The organism is Actinomadura darangshiensis (genome assembly GCF_004349235.1).
GTDB lineage: Bacteria > Actinomycetota > Actinomycetes > Streptosporangiales > Streptosporangiaceae > Spirillospora > Spirillospora darangshiensis.
In genome coordinates this window covers 1-3147 of record NZ_SMKY01000528.1, presented here as the reverse complement: position 1 = coordinate 3147, position 3147 = coordinate 1, and the positions used below count along the sequence as shown (strand labels likewise).

Below are 3147 nucleotides of genomic sequence, written 5' to 3'. Positions count from 1 at the left end.
GCGGCGGGGTCGGGAAGGGTGAGCAGCGGGGCGTCCCAGCGCTCCACCTCGACCTCGCCGAAGACCTCGCACACGCGGGCAGGGGCCTCCTCGGCGTCGAACGGGGTCGGCTCGGGGCGCCAGACGGGCGACAGTTCGGGGCTGTCGGTCCGGCAGATCGCCGTGACGAGGAGCAGGCCGCCGGGGGCGAGGACGCGGCGGGCCTCGCGGAGCACGCGGCCCGGATCGTCCAGGTGGTAGAGCATGTTGACGGCCACGGCGGCGTCGAACGTCCCGTCCCGGAACGGCATGCGCAGGGCGTCGGCCTGGACGCGCGGCGCCGGGTGGGCGCGCAGCAGGACGCCCGACGCGTCCAGCCCCACGAGCCGGAACGGCGGCGGGTGGGGGAGGGCGTCGCTCAGGGCGCCCTCCCCGCAGCCGATGTCCAGGACGCGGGACGCGCCCGAGTGCAGCAGCTTCACGGCGATGTGGTCGTGCAGGCTCCGCGCCCCGATCAGATACCGCCTGGTGACCCTGCTGGCGAGGCGGAAGCGCTCGGGGTCGGCGTCGTAGTCGGGTGTGAGGGCCATGCCGTGAGTCTGCCCGGAGAACCGGCGGGGAAAGCGTCGTCAGGCGGTGGCGCCGCCGTCGACGACCAGGTCGTGGCCGACGACGTGGGATGCGGCGTCCGACGCCAGCCACAGGATGCTCTCGGCCACTTCGGACGTGTCCGCCACGCGGCCGGACGGGGCCGCCGTGCGCATCCGCTCGGCGCGGTCGGCGCGGGACTCGCCGGGGCGGAGCGACATGGGGGTGTCGCTGGCCCCGGGGCTGACGGCGTTGACGCGGACGCCGTCGGCGACGTGGTCGAGCGCGGCCGTGCGGGTCAGGACGCTGACGCCGGCCTTGGACGCCGCATACGCCGCCATGCCGGCGAGCCGGCCGTGCGCCCCGATGTTGGACGAGACGTTCACGATCGCGCCGCCGCCATGGGCGCGCATGTGGGCGATCTCGTGCTTCATCGACAGGAAGACGCCGGTCAGGTTCACGCGCAGGACGTCGTCCCAGGCGGCGGTGTCGATGTCGGCGACCGGGCCGAATCCGGCGAGGACGCCCGCGTTGTTGACCGCGATGTGGAGGCCGCCGTGGCGCGCCACGACCGTCTCGACCATCCGGGCGGCGGACTCGGCGTCGGACACGTCGGCGACGACATGGTCGGCCTTGCCTGGGCCGACCTCTTTCACCGCTTCGGCCAGCGTGGTCATGTCGCGTCCCGCCAGGACGACCGTGGCGCCCTCGCGGACGAAGGCGTGCGCGGTGCTGCGGCCGATGCCGCCCGCGCCGCCCGTGATGAGGACGATCTTGTCGCTGAATGCCATGGGTCGTGCTCCTAATACTAGATCGATCGGTCTTAAATAAGGGCCGAAAGAAGCCCGCCTCGGCGACGGGCGGGAACGGTCAGTCGAAGAGGGCCACGGCCTGGCGGGTCGCGTCCCGGAGCCGGCCGTCGTCGGCGGGCGCCCGGCCGAGCACGCGCATGCCCTGGAAGAGGACCAGCACGAGGCGGGCCAGCGCCCTCGGATCCTTGTCCGGGGACAGTTCGCCCTGGGCCCGCGCCCGCGTCAAGGCCGAGGTCAGCGAGGCCTCAAGGAAGCTCCAGCTCGCCTCCACCAGCCGCGCCGCCTCGGCGTCGTGCGCCGCCAGTTCGACCGCGGTGTTCACCACCAGGCAGCCGCGCCGCGGCCGGTCGTGGGCGGACTCCTCGGCATACCGCTCGATCAGCGTGCGCACCGCCGGCAGGACGGGGCCCGGCTGCGACAGCGCCTCGGCGATCTTCGGGTCGGTCGCCCGGAGGTAGCGTTCGAGGGCCTTCAGGTACAGCTCGTGCTTGCCGCCGAACGTCGCGTAGATGCTGGCGCGGGCGACCCCGAGGTGCGCCACGAGGTCGGCCATGGACGTCGCCTCGTAGCCGCGCTCCCAGAACAGCTCCAGTGCTCGCTGGAGCGCCGCGTCAGGGTCGAACTCCTTCGTCCGTGCCATGGCGGCGACGATAGACCGTTCCAGAACGAACGGTCAAATATTAGGCCTGCGACCGCGCCGGGACGGACGGGCGGTCGAGGTCCATCGCGTCCAGCACCGACCCGTCGGAGGCGAGCGCCTCCACGACCGGCCCCCGGCGGGCGCCCCACACCACGACCACGTGCCCGTGCTCGGCCACGTCCAGGACCCGCTTGCCGACCCGGACCGCCGCGACCTCCGCCGACGCCCGCAGCCGCGCCTCGTTCACCCACTTGGCGCCCCACGGCAGCAGCCGGTTGGAGTTGCGGACCGTCCGGCCCGACCCGTACTTCAGCAGGTGGCGCCCCATCTCGCCGGACGAGCGGCGCGCCAGCGGCTCGTCCGGGGCGGACCCGCCGGCGCCGCCGAGCTCCCGCCACTCGCCGTCGCGGCGGTGGAACGTCCAGCCCTCGATGAACGCGGACGCGGCGTCCCCCCACTGGTGCAGGAACGTGACAACGGCGACGTCGCCGTCCATGTCGAGCCCGAGCGGAAGGTAGTCCCGTCCCTCGTCGAAGGCGGCGGGAGCGGGGACGGGGAGACCGTCCCTGAGGAGCCGCATGCACTCCTCGTGCACCTCGTGGTCGTTCATGATGGGGGACCTCTGATCGTGCAGGCAGGGCAAGTGCGGGCAGGGCACGTGCGGGCAGGGCAAAGGGCCCTCCGCCGGAGAGGGCCCCCAAGTGGCACTCACTCTAGAGGTCCGGCTCGTCTGGTTTCACCCGTCTGAGGCACTCCCGTCAAGCCTTTGCCATCCCCCCTTAATCTCGTGGTCGATCTTGGACGGAGGCGGCGGGACCGCCCGCGCGGCAAGGGCCGCGCACAGGATCGCCAGCGGCAGCTCGGCCCCCGCGGCCAGGGCGATCGCCGCCGTCCGCTCCGCGCCCGGCGTGGCGGTCATCACGTCGAACCAGGCGTCGACGGCCAGCAGCGCCCCCGCCGCCGCGGCGCCCAGGCCGTACCGGCGGTCGCGGCGGACCAGCAGTACGCCGGTGCCGAACAGCGCCACCGCCTCCATCGCGTCCAGCCCGACCCAGGCCGCCGACCAGTTCGGCACCGCGGCGGTGGACGGCAGCGTGGTGGCGAGCACCCACATCCACGGCACCAGCG

At 73.6% G+C, this 3147-nt stretch carries 5 protein-coding genes; all 5 read right to left on the bottom strand.

Translation table 11 applies throughout. The annotated features are described in order from the left end of the window. The coding region (locus tag E1293_RS45910; protein ID WP_132206282.1) for a class I SAM-dependent methyltransferase at nt 1-569 on the bottom strand (569 nt) is incomplete at its 3' end. 39 nt (nt 570-608) lie between these two features. Next, the gene (locus E1293_RS45905) at nt 609-1358 is read right to left on the bottom strand and encodes an SDR family NAD(P)-dependent oxidoreductase (protein ID WP_132206280.1); all 750 of its coding nucleotides are present in this window, start codon (nt 1356-1358) and stop codon (nt 609-611) included. 79 nt (nt 1359-1437) lie between these two features. Further along, nucleotides 1438-2019, bottom strand: coding sequence for a TetR/AcrR family transcriptional regulator (locus tag E1293_RS45900; protein WP_132206278.1), 582 nt, complete (start codon nt 2017-2019; stop codon nt 1438-1440). 40 nt (nt 2020-2059) lie between these two features. Next, nucleotides 2060-2629 carry a hypothetical protein gene (locus E1293_RS45895; protein WP_132206276.1) on the bottom strand — a complete coding sequence of 190 codons (570 nt, stop codon included), beginning with the start codon at nt 2627-2629 and terminating at the stop codon, nt 2060-2062. Between the two features lie 126 nt (nt 2630-2755). Next, nucleotides 2756-3147: hypothetical protein (locus tag E1293_RS45890; protein ID WP_207939514.1), on the bottom strand; the 392-nt coding region annotated here is incomplete at its 5' end.